The following is a 22,911-nucleotide window of genomic DNA, read 5'->3' as shown; positions in this document are numbered from 1 at the left end:
GTGCCTGCCATCTTTTTGGGTCTACATTGCGTTAAAAATCAAAACCCACACTTGATAAGAGTGTGGGTTTTTTTATGAAGTTGAATGTTGGCGTTGAATATTAACGACGACGTTTGGCTTCGATGGCTTCAGCCATCTGAGCAATCTCGGGAACAGAAGAGTGTTTGGCCTCGGCAATGAGGTCCTTCACCTTGTCGCTGAGCTCGCTGGAACCGTGTAGCTCGAGATAATGATCAAGAGAATGAAGAGTGACCAGTTGAGGGTAGGCGAGGCTGACGGCGAATCCACCTTGGTGCTCGTCTTCCTCTTTGCTGAGCCCACCAGTCTCTGTCTTGGAGCAATCAGCTAGGCTGAGGCAAGGGCGTTCATTCAGTACTTCGGAGAAGAAGCTTAAGTCAGCCGCATTGGAAATATTTCGTCCCAACAAAAAGACGATGGTGCCACGGTCGTTGCGTTTTTCTGCCTGAGTATTCTTATAGAGCTGACGGAAGAGAATCTTGGTGTTTTCACTTAAAACCAACAAAGCCGTATCCATACGCGGATCATTGTCGTTTTTGGCTTTAAGAATTTCTTGTAAAATACGTGTTTGCTCTTCGGCTTTCGCATCAACGGGAATGTCATGTCTGATCGGTGTCGAAGTGGAATCTGCAGACGGTGCCGTTGGATTTGTTTGTAAATCACTGGCCTGAATTGTCGGACTTGGAATATCCGAACTCTTTCCTAAAAAAGAGTTCGGCATCATATATTTCACTAATAAAAACAAAAGGCCCAAGCTTGCAAGTATAACAATGAACAAGCGGGTGGGCTGTTGTTTAGAGATCATTCTTCAATTGTTTTCTAGAGTTTAAGTTGCTGATACGGTAAATAGAGTCGTCGCCAAAAAGCTTCGCATCCATTTGCACTTTTTGATTACAGTTGCTGCAGTTTTTCTCGATGTTCTTAAGAAGAACGGCTTGCAGTCCATAAGCTCCAACAGCTTGGTTGTCACAAGCTGGCATGCCTTCCATTTTTGTTCCGGAAATAATGCCGACGATGTCTTTGCCATTGTCATCCAAATAAGGAACGGGGCAGGTCGCATGCATCCAGTTGCCATGAATGTCTTCTGTGTGACGAGATTCATGGAAAATGATGCTGATACGGAAGATTTGCGGAATGCTATTTTTCACATAGTTTGGCGTGATCCACATCGTGTGAGAATCCATCCACGGAATCACACATGCGGCAACGGCATTGCCACCTCCACAACTGTTCATAGAGAAAGTTGTGATGCGATCTGAGAAGAAATCCATCAAGTCGGAGCCCCTTAGCACGTCTTTTTGGAAGATATTTTTGTAAAGAGCCGAGCCGCCTTTACCTTCAAGAGTTTTGACGAAACCTAAATCTTCAGTGATTTGTGTTTTGGTCGCTTCAGAAATGCTACGATCGAAGTTCACTTCTGCTTTCACAGAAAGTGTTCCTAAAAAAAGAAATAAAAAAGAAAAGATGAATCCCCTCATTGTGTCCCCCCTGTTTTCAGTCGTAGTAAACATTTGTGAACTTGTCGATAGGATTAATAACAAAGCTACAACTGACACCGTGGGTTAGTCTTATGCTTTCCATAATAAAAACGGCGGGAAGAAACCCGCCGAGAATTGTCCTAGGACCAAAGAACATTGCGCATAGAGAGAGAGCCCATCTCGAAACCCTCATAAGGATAGCTGAGCTTGTCGTTCTCATCAGAAGCGCCGTATGTATAAAGCAGCGGGTAGAAGTGTTCAGGAGTAGGGACTGATTTCCTCGCGGCTTCGCCAAACTGGTCCTCATAGTGAGTCAAAGCATTGGGATCCCTTTTCTCGAGAGCCTGCTTGATGTCTTTGTCGAACTCGACAGCCCAGTCGTAGGCGGCATTTTGTTCGCGCCAGTTGATGAGTCTGAGATTGTGAACGATGTTGCCACTGCCAACAATCAAAACACCTTGATCACGGAGGGGTTTTAGCAGCTTTCCAACTTCAAGATGCTGCTGAGGAGTTTTGGAAACGTCGATGCTAAGTTGATACACCGGGATATCCGCGTGCGGATACATATGGACCAGAACAGACCACGTTCCATGATCCAAGCCCCACTTTTCATTGAGAGTTGAGCCCGGCACGAGCCGTTGTGTCTCATGGGCAAGGCTTAAGGGGCCGCGCGCGGGATATTGCACATCAAATAAAGGTTTCGGAAAACCGTAAAAGTCATGGATGGTCGGAGGTTCGGCGTTATACAGAACTTGTGTTCCTTGTGTCTCCCAGTGGGCGGAGACACAAAGAACAGCCTGCGGTTTCGGAAGTCTCTTTCCTAATTCAGTCAAAGAGTCTGTGAACGCGTTCTTAGCGAGCGCGTTCATAGGAGATCCATGGCCAACGAATAACACAGGCATGCGAGACATAAGGTTACCCCTTTTTATCAACAGGTTTGTTCGCTTCGATTTTGATCGACAAAGTGATCTCATCGCCTACGACAGGTCCTGCTTCAACCGCTTTACTCCAAGTCAAACCGAAGTCCTGGCGATTGATTTTGCCGGTCGCAGAGAATACAACTTTGTGATTACCAAACGGATCGTTCACATCACCCAAGTATTTAACGTCTAAAGTGACTTCTTTAGTTTTACCCTTCAAAGTCAGATCGCCAACAAGTTTCAAATTGTCCGCCGTGCCAACGATCTTTTTTGTGACAAAAGTCATCTTAGGATTTTTAGCGACGTCAAAGAAATCCGGGCTTTGCAAGTGACCGTCGCGGTCTTTATTGTCTGTGTCTACACTGGCAACGTCGATGTTCAAATTAGCTTTTGATTTTTCAAGTTTAGGATCAATCACGATTGAGCCGTCAAACTTTGTAAAGCGGCCTTCAACGGTGGCGATCACAAGATGGGGGACTTCAAAACCAATTTTGGAGTGAGCATTGTCGATGGCATAAGTGCCCGCTGGAATTGTTTTTCCGGCAAATGCAGAAACACTCATCAAGGTTACGAAAGCAGTGGTGGTTAGTAGCTTAGTCATTTTGATTTTCCTTTATTTTGTTTAATTTCATTTCATGGAACGGGATTAGTATCGGGCCGATTTGATTATTGCGGTAGGTGACACGGTTGAGATATACTGTTCCATATATGGAACAATTAGATTTAAACCAAATTCGTACCTTTGTGAGAATAGTCCAAGCAGGAAGCTTCACCAAAGCAGCGGAGATTCTGCATCAACCCAAGTCTCGCGTCAGCCGACGCCTGGCAGCTCTTGAGAAAGAGCTGGGAGTGCAGCTCATCTATCGCACGACGAGACAATTTCAGCTGACTGACAGTGGCCGGATCTATTTTGAGCGTTGTAAGGGTTTGATCGAGGGACTGGAAAATCTCACCGCCGAAATGAGTGAAGCGACTTCGGATGTCTCGGGAGTGATTAAGCTAACAGCTTCCGACGATATGGGGGCGGTAAAACTGCCGATTATTTTGGATGAGTTCATGCGCCTTTACCCGCGAGTGCGCTTTGAGGTTTTACTTTCTCAGGCCTATGTCGATCTGGTGAAAGAATCCATTGATGTGGCTCTAAGAATCGGTCGTCTTAAAGACAGTTCCTTGAAAGTAAAAAAGGTGACCGTGTTGCGAAACATCTTCGTGGCAACTCCAGGTTTCTTAGAGCGCTATCGCAATGCGGATGAGTTTTCTGAGTTGGCCAAACTGCCTTATCTTTCTTTGGGTTCCAACAATCAAGTGAGCCCCGTCAGAACCAATGATGGGAAGAAGATCACTTTAAAAATGAATTCTATCTTTTCGTGCAACAATCCGGCCTTGGTGGTCGGCATGGCTTTGAGCGGAAGAGGCTTGGCTTATGTGCCAGAGTTTTTAGTTCTTGAGCACATAAAAAACGGAAGGCTGGTGCATGTTCATAAAAATTTGCACAGTGAGGAAGTTCCCATTAGCTTTGTGATGCCGGAACAAAAAGAGGTGCCGTTGAAAGTAAAGAAGTTCGTGGAATTTGCTTCAAAGCGACTGAAGGAAATGTTCAACGAAGCTTAGCTGCGAAGGGCCTTTAGAAAGTTTTGAGCAACAATTTGTAAAGACCTTCATACTGCAAATGGAACAGTGAATAGATGGTCGCGCTCCAGATGAAAGCCAGAAGGCTCATCATCACAAGCTGTGGCAAGTTCGCCAGGCTGATTTTGGAAGAGGGGCGATTGAGCATGTCGTCGATCTGCCCGCGCTCTTGTGCTTCTTTGAAGCGTCTCGCCAAGCCTTGCGCGAGAACAATTCTTTGCGCCATTTCCATTTTATAAAAATGCACACCGACCAGGGTGCGCGCTTCGGTGATATTCTCCAGGCGAGTGACGATGCCATAGCACGCCATTTGCTTTGCGCCAGGAGGAGAGAATTGGATTTTAATGACTTCGCCCAGAAGGGGACACAGATCATCGGGAGCGGTGAAAGCAAGGCCCGTCAAAGAGACGTTTTTGATTTCAGTTCCTTCTTCCCATGGGATTTGCTTCGGTCCCGCAACACGCACGAGGCTTTCGTCCTCAGTGTCGAGAATGTATCTTGGAGAGCGGCCGTGATAACGAGCGAGACTTGTCATACAGGACTTTTCGGCAAAAGAGCCTCTCTTCTTGACCTGATTTTATTCGCTATGAATTTCTCATCGAATATGTCTCAAATTAAGATGCGCGACGGAAGGCTTTTGTAGGATCAAAGAAGCTTTCAGGGAAGGTGAAGCCGCGGGCCTGGAAGGTCTTAATGCTGCGTGGAACATACCCCACCGGAACCAGTTCCCCTTTGTTATCCAAAGAAAAAACAGGAGCGCGGGTGATCACATCCCCTTCCATGCCAGAGATTTCCATGATTTCAGTGACCACTCTTTGGCCAGAGGTCAGGCGTTTCACCTGGACAATGAAATTCACAGAGTTTGCGATTTGTGCGCGCAAAGCCTTAAGAGGCAGTTCGAATTTTGACATGTACAAAAGATTTTCCAAGCGAGTCAAACACTCCTGAGGAGAGTTGGCGTGGAGGGTCGTCATAGAGCCCTCATGTCCGGTGTTCATCGCTTGGAGCATATCGAAGGTCTCTTGTTGGCGACATTCACCGACCAGGATTCGATCGGGACGCATGCGCAATGAGCTGACAACGCATTCACGAGTGCTCACGGGGTGAGTGCCCTGTTGTACAGACAGCAGTTGCACCCAGTTTTTTTGCTGAATTTTCAGTTCAGCCACATCTTCGATCGTAACAATTCGTTCTTCACTTGGAATTTCAAAGGTCAACGCTTGCAAGAAGGATGTCTTGCCGGATCCTGTTCCACCGGAAACCAAGATGTTCATCTTGGCTTTCACCGCTTGCGAAAGGAAATGGGCGGCTTTATCGTTCAAAGATTTGTTTTGTACTAAATCTTGAAGAGTAAAACGTTTGCTTTGAAATTTGCGAATGGTGATGCAGGGAAACTTCGGAGTCATCGGTGGCACAACGATATTGTAACGGCTGCCATCCGGTAGCGTTCCATCAAAGGAACTGGCTTGAGATTTATCTTTGCCATCCACATGTAAAACAGCGAATACGAAATCCCACAGGGCGCGCTCATCAATAAAGCGAACTCCTGTTTCAACAAGGACGCCTTTATGTTCAACGAAAATCTGTTCAGGTGAATTCACCATGATCTCAGAAATTGTCGAATCAGAAAGGAGCGATGTCAGCGGGCCATAATCCAGTTTCATAGTCTTAAGTATCGGAGTAAAACACCCCTAACTTGACAAAAAAACATGCCAGATACGTCGTGCCTTTTTGAGGCTCAGAGTGTCAGATGAACTGGACTAAGGTTAGTGCTAGAAATGGCTCCATCCTTTGAAGGAGGTGATTTTGGCTTTCAAGTCACCTTGAAGAAGATAGAAATCTTTGCTGTCGGTGAACTGACCAACGACATGCCAGCCGGGGAATGAGGGAAGATCTTCAGGTGCAATGGCCATCAGGAGCTGATAATCTTCGCCGCCCCACAAAGCCAATTCGAGGGGGCTTTGATTAAGGGAAGTAGCCATTTCTACAGTTTCCGCATGGATTGGCAGGCGATCGCCAAAAACATTAAATCCAAGTTCTCCGCGAGTGAGAATCAAAGTGTCATTGATCAAACCATCGCTGCAATCCATCAGAGCATGGACTTTATCAGCATGAAGCTGGAGATGCTCGACTAAATCAAGTCGTGGCATCGGTCGCTTGTGCCTAAGAACACTTTCTGGAAACAATTCAGACATATTTTTTTGCAAAGCCAACAGCCCGGTGTGGGAAAGTCCCAATGGACCACTCGAGAGTAAAAGATCGCCTGATTTTGCGCCAGCCCGAGTGAGGGGCTTTTCGCAAGAACCATAGGCACTGAGATCGACCACAACACTTTTCGGAGACCCACAAAGATCGCCACCGACAATTTCCACAGAGAACTTGTCGGCCAGTGCTGTCATGGCTAGGTAGAATTCGTCAAGCCATGTTTCTGTTAACGTTCCATCGTTGTTTTTGGACGACGACTTGAGCTCTTTGGGCAGTGCTAAGGAAACCATCCCGAAATGGGCAGTCGCTCCCATCGCGGCAAGGTCGCTTAAGTTCACCGCCAGAATTTTGTGTCCAAGATCTGCCGCAGTCGTATATGAGAGCGAAAAGTGCACATCTTCGACCATCATATCTTGAGCGATAACAGAGAGTCCTGGAAAGTTTTTGAACACAAAGGCATCGTCTCCCAAAGGAACCACCGTCTGCGGATTATGACGCTGGACGAGAGATTTGATCCTATCAATGCGATTCCATTCTTTCGGGGTATTTTGCATATCATTGTTTCCAGAAGGACATTGCTAAAAAAGTACCTCTATTGTGAAATAGAGAGGTGAGGAGTCAAGGAGGATTCTTGGTCACACCGAAGGCGCCCACTGGGCCGAAAAGAACGTCAAAAAAGAAAACAAATCGCAAGCCCAAGATAGTGGAACACCCTCTGTCATCTGAAAGTCTTTTCACCAGTCGTGAAACGGGATGGCTTAACTTCAATCGTCGTGTCTTGGCGGAAGCTGAGGATGCGCGCAATCCTTTGCTTGAACGTTTAAAGTTCTTAAGTATTTCAGGATCTAACTTGGATGAATTTTTCATGAAGCGCGTGGGTGGCCTCAAACGTCACGTTGCTTATGGAATTTCACCGAAGTCTGCTGATGGCAAAACACCTCTGATGCAGCTGCAAGAGGTTCGTCAGTCCGTCATTCCCATGCTCTTGGATCAAGCTAACTGCTTTAATAAAACATTGAAGCCCGCTTTGGAGAAAGAAAGTATCTTCCTTCTTTCCTGGAAAGATTTGTCTGAAAAAGAAAAAGAACATGTTAAAAAATACTACAACAAGAATGTCTTTCCGGTTCTGACTCCGTTGTCAGTGGATCCTGGGCATCCATTTCCATTTATCTCGAACTTGTCAGTTTCTTTAGGGGTGACCCTAACTTACCCAAACAGCGATGAAAAACTTTTTGCGCGCATCAAAGTGCCGAAAGTTCTTCCCCAGTGGATTCGTACGGATCCGGAGGGTGCGGCCTTCCGCTTCGTGAGTTTGCAGGAAGTTATCAAAGAGAACTTGGCGGATCTTTTTCCGCAAATGCAAGTTGTCGGAGCCATGGTTTTCCGTCTGACCAGAAATGCCGACTCGGATCAGGATCAAGAGGATGCGGAAGATTTACTCGAAGCGATCGAAGAAGAACTTCGTCAACGTCGTTTTGCGGAAGTTGTTCGTCTTGAGCATGGGCCCAAGCCAGATCAATGGATGCTCAAGTTTTTGATGGAAGAGTTGGAACTGACCGAGGACGATATCTATGAACTTCCGGGGGAGTTGGATTATGCTGACCTTTCGGTCATTTCAGACATCAATCTTCCGAAGCTCAAGTTTGAACCTTACACGCCAGTAGTGACTCCGGCCTTTATGGAGGAGGGCGTTGGTATTTTCAACGCCTTGAAGATGGGCGATCAGCTTGTGCATCATCCTTTTGAGAGCTTTTCGGCTTCTGTCGAAAAATTCATTCGTATTGCCAGTGATGACCCGAAGGTACTTGCGATCAAGATGACTTTGTATCGTACCGGTGACAACAGCCCCTTCATTCGTTCGTTGATTCGCGCCGCAGAACAAGGCAAACAAGTCGTGTGCCTGGTGGAACTCAAGGCGCGCTTTGACGAGGAAAGAAATATCTATTGGGCCACAGAGCTTGAGAATGCCGGAGTTCACGTTGTTTATGGCGTTGTCGGTTTGAAAACTCACGCTAAGACGTCGTTAGTGGTTCGCCAGGAGCAAGATGGCTTGCGCTGTTATGCTCATATTGGAACGGGAAATTATAATGTCACGACTTCCAGATTCTATACTGACCTGGGAATCCTGACAGCCCGGGAAGAGGTCACGAATGATATCGTCGAATTCTTCCATTATCTCACGGGACGTTCTTTAAAGAACAACTATCAGCATCTTTTGATTGCGCCGGTGAATATGTTCAACCGTTTCAAGGCAATGATTGAACGGGAAGCCGAGCATGCGGTGGCGGGAAGACCTGCCCACATTATTGCGAAGTTTAACAACTTTGAAGAAAATGACCTGGGTGTCGCCCTGTATGCGGCCTCGCAAAAAGGAACTGAGATTGACATGATTGTCAGAGGCTTCTGCGCCATTCGCCCAGGAGTTCCTGGGTTGAGTGAGAAGTTGCGTGTGACATCCATTATTGGCCGCTTCTTAGAGCACTCGCGGATTTTCTATTTCCGCAATGGTGCTCAAGATCCTGTCGATGGGGAGTTCTTCTTGGGTTCTGCAGATTGGATGTACCGAAATCTGCATGCGCGCGTGGAGGCGATCGTTCCGGTTTTGGATCGTTCACTTAAAGAGAAATGTTGGGAAATCATTCAGCTTTATATGAAAGAACAACGCCAGGCTTGGGTGATGAATTCAGATGGGACTTATACGAAGAAAGCTTCGAATGATGTCGGCATCCATCAGGTACTTATGCAGTCGGCGAAAAGCCGCGTGACGGTCAACGAAGATTCTGAATCGCATTTGGAATAGAAAACAAAAGTCAGGGGAAAAACGATCCGTGGAACTCATCATCATTCGTCATGCTGTCGCAGAAGAACGCGAAGACTTTGCCAAAAAGGGCCAAGAGGACCAGCTTCGTCCTTTAACTTTGAAGGGGCGAAAGCGCATGCAGAAAGTCGCTGTGAAGCTTCGCGACTATGTGAAGAACTTTGATGTGATTGTGACGAGTCCCTTTACCAGAGCGCGCCAGACGGCTGAGATCATGTCACAAATCTATTTTGAAACCAAAGTGATTGAGGTGCCAGAGTTGGTGCCGCAAAGTCCTCCGCAGGCCCTGTTGAAATGGTTGCGCACACAAGGACGCAATTACAAACGAATTGCGATTGTTGGGCATGAGCCCCATCTGAGCACCTTTGCGAGCTATCTTTTGACGGGCAAGCCTGAAAGTTTCATTGATCTGAAAAAAGGCGGAATCATCGCTTTGGAGTTGGAATCGTTTGCTCAGGCCGAGATCGGCACCGCTCAATTGCTGTTTTCAATTCCACCAAAATTTTTAGCAGACTAAATTTAAAACATCGACCAGATTAGGCCATCGCGAAGACCTACAGCAGGAATGACGATTTTCTCGGTTTCTGCCTGGCGCATGATGGTTTGTACTAGGACGGCGGCCGGGACAATAACGTCGGCGCGGTCGGTGCGAAGGCCTAATTTTTCAATACGATCACGAATTGAAAGCGCGCGAAGACGATCAATAATTTCAGTCAGCTCTGCCAAAGTTATGAATGTGCTGGGTGTGCGCTTCAGAAGTTGCACCTTCAGTTGCCCGAGGCATTCCAAATTACCGCCGGTGCCAATGGCGAAGTCGACCGGGTCGTGATCGACGTTCTGGTAAATATGCTCGCCCAGTTCCGCCAGAAATTCGCCCATGATGATATTCAAATGGCTTTCGTTCATTTTTCGTTTCGCAAGATTTTCCAGAACACGCACGGTCCCCATAGGAAAGGACTTTGTAGCGATCATTTTTGGCCCTTGAGAAAAAGTCACTTCAACGCTGCCACCACCAATATCTATGAGCATCGTCTTTTTGCCATCAAGATCCACTTCTTTGCGAACGGCAAGATGAATTAAACGGCCTTCTTCAGTGCCATCGATAATCTCAATTTCAATGCCTGAAACTTCCTTGATCGCTTTGACAAAATCTTGGCGATTCTTCGCCTCACGGCAAGCACTGGTGGCAACGGCACGGCACTTTTGCACCTGCATTTTTTGATTGGTCTCGGCAAAGCGGCGGAAGGTGGCCTTGGCGACTTCCATCACATCGTGGCCAATGGATCCCGAAGTGAACACATCATGACCTAAGCGAACGGGGGCGCGAAACTTCTTATCAATATGCAGAAAAGGAGCTGTCTCTGAAAGATCAGCGACCATCATGCGGATGGCATTGGATCCAATGTCGATAGCTGATACTCGGCGTGACACGTGATAGTTCTCCTTTGGCAATAGTATATAAAAGTGAGAGCATCAGTGACATGAAAAAGTTGCTTTTGCCTGGTTTTTTTCTCTCTTTAACGACACTCTTTGTGTGCTCTCAGGCTTTTGCCCTGGCTGATATTGAGATCACGGGTGAAGCGGACCTTAACGCGAGCATTTATAGTCTCCCAACGGCTGATCGCGGGGAGTCTGTCTTTAGCATTCCATCTCTTCTTTTGGATTTTAATGTTCCCTTGAAGGAAGGAAATTTGCTCTTTGTCTCTTTTGAAGGCGCCGAAAAAAGAGATGATCAAAGCAAGCCCTTCACTGTGCAAACGCGCGAAGCTTATTTAGATCTGGTCAGTATTTTTGAGGGGATGCATGGACTTCGACTGGGGTTGATCCCCACATCTTGGCAAGAGGCTCAATATCAGGAGTGGGACTATCGTTTTCTGGGGCCCACGGGCTGGGTGATTACAGAGAAGTGGAAGTATTTGTATTATTCCGATCTGGGGGTTTCTTTTATGTCCGAGTTGCCGGTGGATATGGGGGAGTGGGCTCTTTCGGTCGTCAATGGACAAGGTCGTGACACAGCAGAACCACAGCCGCACAAAGAATCCGCTTTATTTTTGCGTTTCACCAAGTGGAATCCCTGGACCTTCACAGCGAACTATTCTCGTGGCACCTATGACAAGTACGATGCTTCGGTGAATTTACGGGAGCGTATTCAAGCTTCGGCTCTTTTTAAAACTGAAGATGACCATTGGCGAGTGGGCTTGGAATTTCTCGACACCCATGACCCAGCAGATGCCATTACAAACTTAAAAATGGCAGAAGGTGTGGACGTGACCAGTTTGACGGGGCAAGCGGTGCATGGGCAGGGCGGCAGTCTTTTTGGCATCGTGAGTACAGGGCCGAAGGCGGAAGTCATGCTTCGTTGGGACTATTTGAACGCAGTTGTGGGCGCTAGTGGGAAGGAGCTGAATACTTGGCTGACCTCTTTGGCCTATCAAGTGACTTCGGATGTGAAGGCCGCTTTTGCTGCCGACTATACGAAGTACGGCGAAAACTATGGAAAAGGCATCCGCGACAACTCTAAAATTGAAATTGCGGCTCAGGTTTTGTTCTAAAATGTTAAGATTCTGTTAGAATGACAAAGAGATACCGTGTTAAGCGGTGTCTTTAGCTAATAAAACATATAAATGAAAAATACGGGGGATCCAGATGGAACGTGCCATCGACACTCAACTTGAAGATCTAAAGAAGATGATTCTGCTTATGGGTGGTCACGTCGAAAAATCCTTGTCCCAGGTGACAACGGCTCTTTTGACAAAAGATCTCGCGATGTTTGATGAAGTTCATGCTATTGAAAAGCGTATTAATGAAGACCACATTCGCGTGGACAACGTGTGCATGAACATCTTGGCAAAACAAGGCCCGGTGGCAAAAGATCTTCGTTTGATCTTGTCAGTGATTAAGATCAATAACGATCTTGAGCGTATGGGCGATCAGACCGTGAATATTTCTTACTCTGGTAAAGACTATCTGGGGCGCAAGCCGATCCAAGCGCAATTGAGTGACATTCAGAAGATGTCAGAGATTGCCGGTCGTATGGTCAAGGGTTCTTTGGACTGCTTCGTTCGCGGTGATGTTGATGAGGCAAAACAAATCCTGTTAATGGATGACGAAATCGATGCTTTGAAAAGCAAAGTTTTTAAAGATGCGACCGCTCATATGAAGATTCATTCAGATGACGTTGAAGCAGCTCTTGATTTGATTTTAATTGCTAGAAATTTAGAACGTCTTGGTGATCACGCTACGAATATTGCGGAAGATGTGATCTTTGCCTATACCGGCAAAGACGTTCGTCACGGGGGTAAATTTGGCTGACCAGTCAGTTCATGTGTTAGTGGTGGAAGACGAACAAGAGATTCGTGAGTTAATGGCTCTGCATTTGTTGCGACAAGGGTTTCGAGTCACAGAATGTACTTCCGCTGAAGAAGCGCTGAACGAAATGGCTAAGAACAATTTCCAATTGTTCGTCCTTGATTGGATGCTCCCAGGTTTAAGCGGCGTTGATATCGTCGAAAAAATCAAAGCTATAAATCGAAAATCCCCGGTTCTGATGGTCACAGCAAAAACCGAACCTCAGGACATTGTTATGGGGCTGGAAAAAGGCGCTGATGATTTTCTTTCGAAGCCCTTTAATCCCGCAGTCTTTATCGCCCGAGTGAAGGCTTTGGTTCGCAGAGCCGAAGTCGGTCTCGCGACGGCCGGCAAGCCGGATGATGAAGTTTTGGTGGCAGGATTGCGCGTGAACTTTAAGTCTTACGATATTTCTTATAATAATGAAGCTCTTCACCTGACTCCTTCTGAATTTAAATTGCTGGGCGCATTGGTGCAAAATCTCGGTGTTGTTCTGACTCGTGAGCAATTGATTGAGAATATTCAAGGCGAGGGCATTAATGTTGTTGGCCGCACCATCGACACCCATGTTTTCGGATTACGCAAGAAGTTAGGCGAGTGGGGTGACCGTATTGAGACTATCCGCGGGGTGGGTTATAGGGTTAAGATGGACTCTGTATGAGTCGATTTGTTAGATTCCCTTGGCGTTTATATTGGAAATTCTTTGTCACTCAGGTTGTAGCTTTTAATTTAGTTCACCTGGCGATCATCTCAATTATTGATCTGCGCTATCAAGTCAGAGCCTTCGTTTACAACGAAGCTCTTTTGAATTTCTTCGTTATTAGCATTTTTGTTTCAGTTTTTACGGCTTACCGCTTTGCACGGCCTATTCATAAAGTGATTTTAAAAACTTTGCGCATTTCCAATAAGCGCGCCTATGGTGAGCTGTTTGATCTGCAGGATGATGACCTGTTAGACGATGAAGCCGACGACATTGTAGAGCTGGAAGTTGCCCTTAATAAGATTCATAAAAAGATGAAACGACGTAAGGCGCAGTTCCTGCAAGCTCAAGAAGAGTCACAAGCTTTCATGAGTGCCGTCGCCGAGGGGCTGGTCAGTGTCAGCCTTGATGAAAAGATTCTGTATTCGAATTCCCAGTTCGCAGCACAATTTCTGACTGGCTTGCAGTTGAAACAAGAACATTTGCGTTTAAAAGACGCGATCCGTGATCCCGATGTGATCGAAGGTTTTGAAAAAACCATCCGTGAAGGCAAAGGTCATCGCTTCACCGTGAAATTGTCAACCTTGTTGGATAATCAACCTCGTTACTTCGCCGTTTCAGTGAATCCGATCCGCAATGAAAAAACCAAGGTCATTTACGGGGTCGTCGGTATTTTCCATGACATCACGGAGATGAAAAAGGCTGAGCAAATCCGCATCGATTTCGTCGGCAACGCCTCTCATGAATTGCGTACACCTTTGACCTCCATCAAAGGTTATGTCGATACTCTCATTGAGGACGTGAAGACCGGGCAAATCCAACAAGCTGGAAAATTTCTGGATATCGTTTCAAGAAACATTGATCGTCTGATGGATCTTGTAAATGATTTGTTGAGCATCAGCACGATGGAGTCCACGAACTCCGAGCTGAAGTTGGAGCAGATCAATCCACTGCAAATTTCCGAGCATGTCGTGGCTGAGCTGGCAGTTCTTGCCGCAGAAAAAAATATTGCGATCCGCGTGATTGGCGAAGTGCCGCCATTTACTGCCGACGCCAGAAAAGTTGAACAAGTTCTAAGAAATTTGGTCTCCAACGCAGTCAAATACATCCCGAACGGAAAGACCGTCCAAATCCGCTGGGAAAAAGATCCAAAAAACAATATTCTCTTAAGAGTGATCGACGACGGCCAAGGCATTCCAGCCGAACATTTGGACCGTCTTTTTGAACGATTCTATAGAATCGACAAAGGCCGCACCCGCGACAGCGGAGGCACCGGTCTGGGCTTAGCCATCGTTAAGCACATCATGCAAAGCCATGGCGGCAGTGTCACAGTAAAAAGCATTGAAGGCCAAGGCAGCGAATTTATCTGCACATTCCCGATTAGATAGTTGGAAATTTGAGACTGGAAATTGGATGGAATAGGGCTTAGTGAATTTTTGAGTGAAAGCTCAGCGAAATTCATTGAGCCTTTTTTTTATCTTTCAATGGGAGTTTCATTTTTTGGATAGTAGAAGTCATTACTCTCGTGAGGTTTTTTCGGTCACAGATTGGCGAACTCTTTGAGAACTGAAGAAGCAACGCAACACCACCGCCGGTGTCGCATTGCTTCTTCAGCTGTTTAGGAAAATCTTCACCCAATTGTTGGTAGTGGAAAAAAGCCTGAGATCCTCGGTGGAAAAAATTACGAAGTCTTTAGTTGCCGGTAGTAACAAGGTCTTTTAGGCAGTGTTTTTAGGACAGATCTTTTCCGATATCGCTTCTTTAAAAAGGTTACATTTTCGAACATGCCACTTGGAGAAAATTGTCTCCCCAAGTTTCTAGATTTGATCCTCGCCCTGTGTCCACAGAGTCATAAGGACTGAAGTAAATTCTTTCCACAGAGATTTCAGAAAGATTGGAAAAGGTTTTCCAACTACTATTCTTATACCGTGTCACATCGGCCTCAGAAATTTGCGCTCTTAGGTAGCCACTGCCTGCAAGTACATAGCGCACAATAATGGCTCTGTTGCTTTTTCCGTCTACATGAGGCTCAAGGTCTTGAATAACTTCGAAGTTTGATGATACCCCAGGGTCACCAATAAATACCCCGGCGGAACCCATTAGCTTTCTACTTACGGAATTTCGATCATTTGTTTTTTTGTATAGACTAAATGTACAGACAAAACTTTGCGATTGAAGACGCTCCCAGAACTTCGCGCGCTGAGTGGCAAAGAGATTTGTGTATTGATAGTCCCCGGTTGTTTCTAACCCTGCCAAAACTGCCAACTCATGATGAATCAGAGAATCTTTGATTGTAGGATTATCAATGGCCACCCATCTTTGACGCTGAATCAGGATCACAGCTTGTCGGCCGTCAAAGACACTAAAGGCCGCTCCATATTGCGATAGTTTCCCCACGCCAGCAGGAAGCGCCTCTTCAGTAATAAGAATTTTGACTGACTGTGCTTTCGTTAAAAGTGCTTGCTTGACTTTGCTTGGGTACAATTCGGAATCGATCTGTATCGCCTGAACGACGAGGCTCAAAGCCCTTTGCACTTCCAGTCCAATATCATCGCCACCGCCACTAGTCGCGCCACCCATCAGAAGTCCTTTTTGAGATGACGGAATTTTTGAAATTTCTGATAGGTCTTTATTAAGAATTTTCTTTACTGTAACTGAATTATTTTTAAGATTTACAACTTGAGAGTCGGATATAAAAATCTGTTTGCCATTGTCGACATTAAGCTGCAATTTTTCTTCTGCCTGAGACATAGCCGAAAAGAGCAATAGACTGCCAATAATTGTCAGAAATGCCTTCATGAGAGTCTCCCAGCTAGCGATGAACTTCATAAGAAAAGTTACTGCAAGCCACAGGCCTGTATCATTTTGAGATTTAACACCCGATTTACTTCTGACCCGCTTCAAAAAGATCAATGACTAGGGCAAAGACACCCTCGTCCTTGGCCCCTTTTATAACTGGTTCCGAATCTTGGATGGATTTAAGCAGGATCTGTTTGATCTGCATTGCAGCTTCTTTGGAAATACTCATCACCGACGAATAATGAAGATCATCATCTGTCGAATGATCTAATGAATTGATCGCCTGAAGGCGCCAATTAGTATGATGTTTTTTAAGCGCCAAACCTTTTTCGCCAAGATGTATTCGCTTTTGTGTACTAACGAAGGAACCTCTTTCTTGCGTCACAAGACCGATCTTCATCAAGATCGTCAAAGCTGTTTTCACACGATCTTTGGGAATATTTAAGTAGGTCGACATGGCTGAAATGCTTCTCAGTTGGGGAACAAGGGTACACATATGTAGAGCGGTGAAGAACCAGCTTTCATAGTATTGAAGCTGTTCCTCGTTACTCAGCGCATGCGTGGTCGCTATGCGAGACTTGATTTCCATTTTCTCTTTTTGAATTGTCTTAATCTGTATTTCATAGTGCGTTCTTAGATTTACAGAGCCCGCTCGATCTTTATGAATTAGCAGAAGAAGAAAATCCCTTTCCTCAATATTAAGGTGAAAATAGTCTGCGATCTGCATCCCATGCTCAGGGCTGAAATCAGATTTCCCTGAAAGCACTAGGGAGATATATCCTGGTTGGCACCCCAAGATCTGGGCGAGTCGGCTTCGTCCCCCGCGGCCATCGCCTTTAGCAGGTAGGCAGGCCTTTAAATACTCGCGATAATGAATATATCTAAAAATATCAATATCTTGTGACATGAATGGGCTCCCCCAAACGATTTATCGGCTAAGTTCAATTGTTAGTAAATACTTAAAATTAACTTATATTGTTAAGAATAAATATAAACACGCGATAGATGCAGTGAGTTATATTCCTGAGCGCGAATGGTTCAAAATGAAACACTTAAGAAAGGAACTCAAATGAAAAACCTAATTGTTCTCTTGGTTTCGATTTTTTCAATTTCCGCAAATGCGACAGAGGTCACTGTTAGGCACCGGACCTGCCAGGCAATACTCAGCGTGGGTGCCGATGGCAGATATATCATGAACAGTACCTACAAGATTGATTTTGATGGTTATGCAAAACTGGTGACAAAAGCACTTGAATTGAAAGGCTATAAAGTCGTTAAAACTCTAAACTATGGTGATGTTAGCTTCTTCGGAAAAGAGGGGATGCAAAGATCTAAGGACAATAATTTGTTAGCAATTGAATTCAGAGTCACGGCACCTAGTTATGACGATGAGGGCACCGAAAAGCATCGATGCGCCGGCGGTTTTAAACTGACGGATCCGAAGAATGAACTTAAACATTCGATTAGTGATTCTAATGGAGCACACGTCGGTGAGTTCACAACATATCAGCCGCTGTATGAAAGAGAATTGGAGTCTGAAATTTCAAGATGGATTCCCCTTCGCTCCCAATGTCAGGGCGTATTTAACGCCTTAGTGAGCACGCTCCCTGCTTGCAACATCGAAAAGTAAACCTACGGTCTAAGCCTTTTGAAAGAGGGTTAGACTTAAATTTTCAGCTAACTAGAACGTAGGCGCCTTTTTACAGAAAGCATGATCTCAATTTATCTTGTGCCTTTAAGGCGTGTGTTTTTATCACCGGTTGCAGGTCCGGCGTATCCGGTCAGACCTGTCCGAATATCACATCTTGGGGTATTCGTAGGAAGGTTGCATCCCAATGATTTAGCAATAATGGAGCTGTTGGTGATAACATTTTTTAGACGTCGATATCCGGACGGATGATCTGATTTTGAATCGTCGTCATCTATGCCGCCCGCACAGGCATCATCGATCAAGAAAAAGAGATTTTCATAACCCGGCGGCATAGCGACAATTCCTGCGCGGGAAGCTATCTTTTGTGTCTTAGTCGGATTTTTCTTTAGATATTCTTCTAAGACGTAAAGGCCGAAATAGTCGCTGAAGGCCTCATTGGTGTGGTCGTCCTTACACCAGTCTGCATGGCTCTTGATTTTTGTCACAGATTTGAAATGTCCGACGTCATTACGAAGGCAAGAAATCAGCTTTCTGTAAGGATGTACTTCAGAAATAGGATCGACTAAAGCGTGACAAGGGTCAAAGGAATGACCTAGTTCGTGACCAGTAAGAAAATAAATTGATTTTTCATTCAGCTGGGTCGTGCCTTCAGTGAAATAGACTGAGTTTTTTAGCATGCCATTAGGCCCATAATAGAATGAGTTCAGCATCGGGCGGCACAAAAGATTTTCCGGGATACCAGTTCGGTGGAGTTGGACATTTTTTAAGCCATTAAAGGAATTTTTATCGCTACTCGAGTCTGCCGCAAGTTGTTGTCCGCCGAGATCCAAGAGAATCTTCTTTGCAAAGTCGAATCCGGGTTGCAGGTCAGTGTACTTGGTGGTGACGGCATTTTGAACCTGTCGTTCTTTAGCCAGAGGTTGATAATCAAGCCAGTCCTTTGATTTAAGCGAGTAACGATGCTTCTTAAGATAAGTCTCTAAACGCGCGGGGCTCCGAAGCAGTTCCGCAATTCGTTGGTCCGAGAGGGAGGAATCTTTTTGGAGTATATCAAAATATTTTCGGGTCAGAGAAGCGAGTTTTGTGCTCTTCGACTCACCATTGTGATCAGCTATCAGGGCTGAAACATTTTCGGTTCTAATAACACAAGCTGGAACACTACTGCCATCTGCGAATTGAAGTGTGTCGTGAGGATTTATTTGCGACAGAGACTGACAAACCTTTGCCATATTATCAAGGATACAACCTTCGGGAAAGGTCTGAGCAAACGCGCCGAAATTAGAGACGAGTAGCACCAGTAACGGGAAGCTACTTACCATATAAATATCCATTGAATTCAATTAAAATATTCTTTGCTTCCGTGGCATCTGGTGAGTTCTCTTTGAGACAGATTCTTTTGATCAGCGTACCCTGATTTTTTCTTTCAATTGAGAAAATCAACGGCGTTAAGCAGTGTTTGCTTTCTAAATTTCTTTGCGAGAGCGCGGTCAGTCTTTGGCGCCACTTTAACCAGATTTCCTCACGAGCCGGCAGATTCATCAATTCGTTATGGCCTCGAAAAAAACTGATGGAATAGTTTTTTTCTTTGCCAGAGCTACTATCGTTGAGTGAAAACTTCTCGGCACCATTAAAGGTGACACTCCACCGATCAGGAGTATTTGCCTTAGCGCATAGGCAGAAGAGGCTGGAGACGATAACAAGAAAGTACTTCATGAGTTGATTTTATATTAAACAATGACCGCTGGGCAGATCCAGTCTAGGTGAGAAGCGTATAGAAACCCAATGCTTCCAAGCCACATCATGATTCATAAGGCAGAGACATTTCGCTCATCACCACCGAGGCTCACTAGTAGAGACACGGTGTCGTTTGGGAAATTCAAATTACCACGGAGTGGAGTGCTTAAGCGAAGAAAGCCGAATTAATTGCTCCGAACACTCAAGATCCAGATAAAAAAAGGCGCCGTCAGTTTAGACAGCGCCTTCATGAATTTCATATTGTTTAACGACTCAAAAAAATCAGTACAACTTAGTAGCGGTAGATCGCGAAAGTTCCAGAGCAACCGCGAGTCACCCAGATGCGATCCTGGTAAACTCCATAAGTTTGATTGTAGATGCAAGAATCATAAGAGTTCTGCTCAATCAAAGTTACGCGAGAAACGCGATATGGGGAGAAATAACATTCTTGATAGTTCCAGTTGTAAGAATCGCAGCGAAGGTAATCAACACTGTCACCATATGGAGGTTGTGGAGGATAACCCGGTCCTGGATAAGGTTGCGGCGGACGTGGTTCTGGGCGTGGATGAGGATAGCCAGGACCTGGATATGGATCAGGACGAGGATTTGGACGAGGTTCTGGGTAAGGACGTGGACCGCCGGGTACAATGTAACCGTTATCTTCAATATCAACCACAGTTGCATGGGCAACTTGAGTCAATGCGAACATTGCCATCAGCATTACAAATATCTTCTTCATGGATTCTCCTTTTAGAAATGTAAAAAAATAGAGCCAAAATGATTCCGGTTTTTCCAAACCCATGAAGAGCTGCAGAAATCATACCCGTGACTTTGGTGTCAGAATGTCATAAATTTTCCTTCTATGAATACGACGCACCCTTTCTATCTTCACTTCGAAAAGATTTATGGCGACAGATGGCCCGCTCTCTTCGCGGCCTTGCAAAAAGGCGAGTGCCAAGTGGCTCGCAAAAATCTACTCAGCGCGTCGATTGATCAGGACAAAGCCTGGTCGGCCTTTGAGCAAAAACCCGAGTTGCCGAATTGCTATTGGATTCCCGAGGGCCAAAGTGCTCATCCGCAAAGAAATTCGGATGAGATGCTTGATGTCTATGTCATGGATCCGGCCAGTGTGATGGTGGCGCGTGCTTTGGAAGTCCAAGAGGGCGATCGTGTTTTAGATATGTGCGCGGCGCCTGGTGGGAAAAGTTTGGTGATGATCGAAGCTTTGAAAGAGGCCGGAGAAATTTTCTGCAACGATCTTTCTCCTGAACGTCGCGAGCGTCTTAAAAAAGTCATTCAACAATATGTTCCGCGCAGTATTCGTGATCGCGTTTGGGTTACGGGAAAAGATGGCGTGCAGTTTGGCCTGAAAGAGGCTGACACTTATGATCGTGTTTTGTTGGATGCTCCTTGCTCTGGCGAGCGACACATCTTGGAAAATCCGACGGCACAAGCGGAGTGGAGTCCACGTCGTACGGAGCATCTTGCTTCTAGACAGTATTCACTGTTGGCGGCAGCTTTATTGGCGGTTAAGCCGGGCGGGCGTATTGTCTACTCAACTTGTTCGATCAGTCCCGCTGAGAATGATGAAGTCATTCGCAAGTTGTTGAAAAAGAAGAAGGATGCCGTTCGTCTGCTCGAGGCTCCTTTGGGAGTGGGTGGTGAACGCACCGAATTTGGCGTGGCCTATATGCCTGATCACAGTGGCTTTGGACCTTTGTATTTCGCGGTGATTGAGAAGAATTAGGACCCTGCCTTCGGGCACATGTCATAACGGAAAGTAGGGGCTTCGCAAGAGCTGACTTAAGCTGTGATTGCGAACTCGGACATGATGTCTGAGTGCTAAATCAATCGGAGTGAGTATGAGATCAGCGATGGCCATTGCAATTTTTTTGTTAGCGACAACTCTAGTCATTGTCGCTCAGGCCTGAAAATGGGGTCTTTAAATTAGTTGTCGTCTTTTTGACGGAAACTATGGCGGCGGTACTCTTCCAAAGTCAAAAAGCCATAGGTTTTTTTACGGAAGATTTCAATGGCTTCCTCTTCGATGTCGGCCATGACTTCGTCCATAAATTCCAAAGGAATAGTTCCGAGGTTCATAAGTTGAAGAGTGTAGAGATTCACAATTTTGCGGATGAAGTCCGGAGTCTTCTCTCGCATGTTGGAGGTCTCTTTCAGCTGGGTCGTGATAATATTTAATAAGTTATCTTTGTGCATACCTCATTTTTATCGGCATGATGTATTTGAACCTAAGTATTAACGATAGGAATTTGGCCTAAAGGATGACAAAATAGGACCAATGAAAGCCCTTACCCAGCAAGAACTTCAGACCTTTGTCAGCACATTTAAGTCCGTCCTAGAAGGGGCCCAGCTTCAAGAGGTGCTGGTTAGCGACCGTGGTCTGGCCTTATCGTTTCGACAAGAGACATCTTACTGGTTGATTCTGGACCTCGTGCCGAACACTCCTTCGATGCTGCTGTTTGAAAATCAGAATCCATTTAAAAAAGGTCCCAAGACCAAGCCCGTCAGTTTATTTTTGAATTCCCACGCGCGTAATCTCTATGTCCATGATTTGTTCGTCGATGAACAATGGGGGCGAGTGGTCAAGTTGCTGCTTAAGAATCCCCATCGCGAATGTGAAGTGGAGATTCGGCTTATCCCCAAGCAATGCAATGTCATTGTGAAAGCGGATGGCAAGCAAATCGCCTGGGATAAACCTTTGGAACTGTGTCTTCCGCCGAAGGTTGAAAATCCACCGGCGCCGCGCTCGATGGATGAGTTTTATGAAGAGTGGTTTGCCGAGCAGGGGCAGGGCAAGAAGACTTCTCTGGATCCGGTCGCGCAATGGGAAAAGCAAAAACAAAAAGACTTGGAAAAAAAACGCAAGGCCCTGGCCGAGATTCATCGTCAACTGGACAGCGACAAGGAGTCTTTGTGGCAGCAGGCGGGAAACTTTTTGAAGTCGGAAGGACACACCGATGTTCCTGAATCTCTAAAAGCCTGCATTGATTCTCGTGAGTCCTTGAGTTGGAATATTGAAAATTGTTTTAGTAAAGCAAAGCAGTTGGTCGCCAAGAAGGAAGGCGCGCGGGAGCGCCTCGCTGAGCTTTTAGTTGAAATTGAAAAACTTGAAAAGTCAAAATTCAGCGAAAAGACCGCAAAAAATAAACTCGGTGATTTGATGGAGAAAACCGAGGCGCGAGGTCGCAAGTTTCATTTGGACTCGGGAGCCTTGGCCTATTGCGGAAAGTCCGCTGCCGACAACTTGGCTTTGCTACGTCAGGCAAAGGCCTGGGACTACTGGCTGCATTTGAAAGATTATCCAGGGGCTCATGCGATCATTCATCGTCAACGCGATCAGGAGATTCCTCTTGCAGAGATTCAAGAGGTGGCCGCGTGGGTGGCGAAGGAATCTCTATCTTCTAAATCTTTGATGGTGGGGCAAAAAGTCGCTGTCGTCATGGTGGAGTGCCGCTTTGTTCGTCCGATCAAAGGTGACAAGCTTGGCCGAGTCACTTATCACTCGGAAAAGACATTCCATTTTTCTTTGCGTCAAGTCTGAGTATAGACCCTTGACTGAGACTCTTTCAGGACTAAACTTTCTTCTGTAG

Annotated in this window: 24 protein-coding genes; 10 read left to right on the top strand and 14 right to left on the bottom strand. The window is 45.8% G+C overall.

Features of this window, described 5'->3' with window-relative positions; all coding sequences use genetic code 11:
• Nucleotides 1-100: 100 nt before the first annotated feature.
• The 4 genes from NWE73_RS16545 to NWE73_RS16530 all read right to left on the bottom strand — a co-directional run bounded on the left by NWE73_RS16545 (nt 101) and on the right by NWE73_RS16530 (nt 3,017).
• Entirely contained in the window at nt 101-823 is a 723-nt protein-coding gene (locus NWE73_RS16545) for a hypothetical protein (protein WP_277579471.1), read from the bottom strand.
• Complete coding sequence (locus NWE73_RS16540; RefSeq protein ID WP_277579470.1) at nt 813-1,445, bottom strand: hypothetical protein; 633 nt, start codon at nt 1,443-1,445, stop codon at nt 813-815. Before NWE73_RS16540 ends, NWE73_RS16545 begins: the two co-directional genes overlap by 11 nt.
• Nucleotides 1,446-1,636: 191 nt before the next feature.
• Nucleotides 1,637-2,407, bottom strand: a complete 771-nt coding sequence (gene ygiD / locus NWE73_RS16535; protein WP_277579469.1) for a 4,5-DOPA-extradiol-dioxygenase — start codon at nt 2,405-2,407, stop codon at nt 1,637-1,639.
• 4 nt (nt 2,408-2,411) lie between these two features.
• Nucleotides 2,412-3,017, bottom strand: a complete 606-nt coding sequence (locus tag NWE73_RS16530; protein ID WP_277579468.1) for a YceI family protein — start codon at nt 3,015-3,017, stop codon at nt 2,412-2,414.
• Nucleotides 3,018-3,124: 107 nt separating this feature from the next.
• Here NWE73_RS16530 and NWE73_RS16525 point away from each other — a divergent pair, with 107 nt between their 5' ends.
• A complete protein-coding gene (locus NWE73_RS16525) occupies nt 3,125-4,027 on the top strand; it encodes a LysR family transcriptional regulator (protein WP_277579467.1) in 903 nt (300 codons plus the stop codon).
• A gap of 13 nt (nt 4,028-4,040) precedes the next feature.
• Here NWE73_RS16525 and NWE73_RS16520 read toward each other — a convergent pair whose 3' ends face one another.
• The 3 genes from NWE73_RS16520 to thiL all read right to left on the bottom strand — a co-directional run bounded on the left by NWE73_RS16520 (nt 4,041) and on the right by thiL (nt 6,804).
• Complete coding sequence (locus NWE73_RS16520) at nt 4,041-4,580, bottom strand: PilZ domain-containing protein (protein WP_277579466.1); 540 nt, start codon at nt 4,578-4,580, stop codon at nt 4,041-4,043.
• Nucleotides 4,581-4,659: 79 nt separating this feature from the next.
• Nucleotides 4,660-5,709, bottom strand: coding sequence for a CpaF family protein (locus NWE73_RS16515; RefSeq protein ID WP_277579465.1), 1,050 nt, complete (start codon nt 5,707-5,709; stop codon nt 4,660-4,662).
• A gap of 108 nt (nt 5,710-5,817) precedes the next feature.
• On the bottom strand, nt 5,818-6,804 hold the full coding sequence (thiL, locus tag NWE73_RS16510; RefSeq protein ID WP_277579464.1) for a thiamine-phosphate kinase: 987 nt from the start codon (nt 6,802-6,804) through the stop codon (nt 5,818-5,820).
• Nucleotides 6,805-6,881: 77 nt separating this feature from the next.
• Here thiL and ppk1 point away from each other — a divergent pair, with 77 nt between their 5' ends.
• Complete coding sequence (gene ppk1 / locus NWE73_RS16505; protein ID WP_277579463.1) at nt 6,882-9,050, top strand: polyphosphate kinase 1; 2,169 nt, start codon at nt 6,882-6,884, stop codon at nt 9,048-9,050.
• Nucleotides 9,051-9,078: 28 nt separating this feature from the next.
• Nucleotides 9,079-9,585: a phosphohistidine phosphatase SixA gene (gene sixA, locus NWE73_RS16500; RefSeq protein ID WP_277579462.1), complete on the top strand. Its 507-nt coding sequence runs from the start codon at nt 9,079-9,081 to the stop codon at nt 9,583-9,585.
• A gap of 2 nt (nt 9,586-9,587) precedes the next feature.
• On the opposite strand, the gene NWE73_RS16495 is transcribed toward sixA, so the two are convergent.
• Nucleotides 9,588-10,499, bottom strand: coding sequence for a Ppx/GppA phosphatase family protein (locus NWE73_RS16495; protein ID WP_277579461.1), 912 nt, complete (start codon nt 10,497-10,499; stop codon nt 9,588-9,590).
• Nucleotides 10,500-10,549: 50 nt separating this feature from the next.
• Between NWE73_RS16495 and NWE73_RS16490 the strand changes: the two genes are divergently transcribed.
• The 4 genes from NWE73_RS16490 (at nt 10,550) to NWE73_RS16475 (ending at nt 14,504) form a co-directional block, all read left to right on the top strand.
• The gene (locus NWE73_RS16490) at nt 10,550-11,620 is read left to right on the top strand and encodes a hypothetical protein (protein WP_277579460.1); all 1,071 of its coding nucleotides are present in this window, start codon (nt 10,550-10,552) and stop codon (nt 11,618-11,620) included.
• Between the two features lie 94 nt (nt 11,621-11,714).
• Nucleotides 11,715-12,380: a phosphate signaling complex protein PhoU gene (gene phoU, locus NWE73_RS16485; protein WP_277579459.1), complete on the top strand. Its 666-nt coding sequence runs from the start codon at nt 11,715-11,717 to the stop codon at nt 12,378-12,380.
• A complete protein-coding gene (locus NWE73_RS16480; RefSeq protein ID WP_277579458.1) occupies nt 12,373-13,077 on the top strand; it encodes a response regulator transcription factor in 705 nt (234 codons plus the stop codon). The genes phoU and NWE73_RS16480 overlap by 8 nt, the downstream gene beginning before the upstream one ends.
• Entirely contained in the window at nt 13,074-14,504 is a 1,431-nt protein-coding gene (locus NWE73_RS16475; RefSeq protein ID WP_277579457.1) for a sensor histidine kinase, read from the top strand. The genes NWE73_RS16480 and NWE73_RS16475 overlap by 4 nt, the downstream gene beginning before the upstream one ends.
• Before the next feature lie 382 nt (nt 14,505-14,886).
• On the opposite strand, the gene NWE73_RS16470 is transcribed toward NWE73_RS16475, so the two are convergent.
• Complete coding sequence (locus NWE73_RS16470) at nt 14,887-15,915, bottom strand: hypothetical protein (RefSeq protein ID WP_277579456.1); 1,029 nt, start codon at nt 15,913-15,915, stop codon at nt 14,887-14,889.
• Nucleotides 15,916-16,000: 85 nt separating this feature from the next.
• On the bottom strand, nt 16,001-16,822 hold the full coding sequence (locus NWE73_RS16465) for a TIGR02147 family protein (RefSeq protein WP_277579455.1): 822 nt from the start codon (nt 16,820-16,822) through the stop codon (nt 16,001-16,003).
• A gap of 126 nt (nt 16,823-16,948) precedes the next feature.
• Here NWE73_RS16465 and NWE73_RS16460 point away from each other — a divergent pair, with 126 nt between their 5' ends.
• A complete protein-coding gene (locus NWE73_RS16460; RefSeq protein ID WP_277579454.1) occupies nt 16,949-17,545 on the top strand; it encodes a hypothetical protein in 597 nt (198 codons plus the stop codon).
• Nucleotides 17,546-17,637: 92 nt separating this feature from the next.
• Here the strand turns inward: NWE73_RS16460 and NWE73_RS16455 are convergent, their stop codons facing one another.
• From NWE73_RS16455 to NWE73_RS16445, 3 genes are all read right to left on the bottom strand, one after another.
• Nucleotides 17,638-18,897 (bottom strand): hypothetical protein, encoded by a 1,260-nt coding sequence (locus NWE73_RS16455; RefSeq protein WP_277579453.1) that lies wholly within the window; start codon nt 18,895-18,897, stop codon nt 17,638-17,640.
• Entirely contained in the window at nt 18,875-19,279 is a 405-nt protein-coding gene (locus NWE73_RS16450; RefSeq protein ID WP_277579452.1) for a hypothetical protein, read from the bottom strand. Before NWE73_RS16450 ends, NWE73_RS16455 begins: the two co-directional genes overlap by 23 nt.
• 313 nt (nt 19,280-19,592) lie before the next feature.
• Nucleotides 19,593-20,039, bottom strand: a complete 447-nt coding sequence (locus NWE73_RS16445) for a DUF3011 domain-containing protein (RefSeq protein ID WP_277579451.1) — start codon at nt 20,037-20,039, stop codon at nt 19,593-19,595.
• A 123-nt stretch (nt 20,040-20,162) separates the two neighbouring features.
• Here NWE73_RS16445 and NWE73_RS16440 point away from each other — a divergent pair, with 123 nt between their 5' ends.
• A complete protein-coding gene (locus NWE73_RS16440; RefSeq protein WP_277579450.1) occupies nt 20,163-21,047 on the top strand; it encodes an RsmB/NOP family class I SAM-dependent RNA methyltransferase in 885 nt (294 codons plus the stop codon).
• A 200-nt stretch (nt 21,048-21,247) separates the two neighbouring features.
• Here NWE73_RS16440 and NWE73_RS16435 read toward each other — a convergent pair whose 3' ends face one another.
• Entirely contained in the window at nt 21,248-21,517 is a 270-nt protein-coding gene (locus NWE73_RS16435; RefSeq protein WP_277579449.1) for a DNA-dependent DNA polymerase, read from the bottom strand.
• 82 nt (nt 21,518-21,599) lie between these two features.
• Here NWE73_RS16435 and NWE73_RS16430 point away from each other — a divergent pair, with 82 nt between their 5' ends.
• Entirely contained in the window at nt 21,600-22,862 is a 1,263-nt protein-coding gene (locus NWE73_RS16430; protein ID WP_277579448.1) for a DUF814 domain-containing protein, read from the top strand.
• Nucleotides 22,863-22,911 lie beyond the last annotated feature (49 nt).

The sequence above is a fragment of the Bdellovibrio svalbardensis genome (assembly GCF_029531655.1).
Lineage (GTDB): Bacteria > Bdellovibrionota > Bdellovibrionia > Bdellovibrionales > Bdellovibrionaceae > Bdellovibrio > Bdellovibrio svalbardensis.
The sequence above is the reverse complement of the archived record's forward strand: the minus strand, read 5'-3'. Positions and strand labels throughout refer to the sequence as shown.